At 69.7% G+C, this 287-nt stretch carries 1 protein-coding gene; it reads left to right on the top strand.

What is annotated here, in order from left to right; genetic code table 11:
* The coding region (locus AX729_RS28705) for an AMP-binding protein (protein WP_156457269.1) at positions 1-287 on the top strand (287 nt) is incomplete at both ends.

Genomic DNA, 287 nt, shown 5'->3' with positions numbered 1-287 from the left:
TGCGACGGACGATCGTCCGCTGCTGGGCGGCCCGATCGGCAACACCACGCTTTATATTCTCGACGGTGATCTCAACCTGGCGCCGGTCGGTGTTGCCGGCGAGCTCTATATCGGCGGTAGCGGGCTGGCCCGCGGCTATTGGCGGCGCGGCGCGCTGACGGCGGAGCGCTTCATCCCCGATCCGTTCGGTCCTCCCGGCGCGCGGCTGTACCGCACCGGCGACGTGGCGCGGTGGCGCTCCGACGGCGTGCTCGACTATGTCGGCCGTGCCGACCATCAGGTCAAGA

The sequence above is a fragment of the Bradyrhizobium sp. CCH5-F6 genome (genome assembly GCF_001556045.1).
Taxonomy (GTDB): Bacteria; Pseudomonadota; Alphaproteobacteria; order Rhizobiales; family Xanthobacteraceae; genus Bradyrhizobium.
Note: the sequence above shows the minus strand (reverse complement) of the source record. Positions and strands in the feature narration are given on the sequence as shown.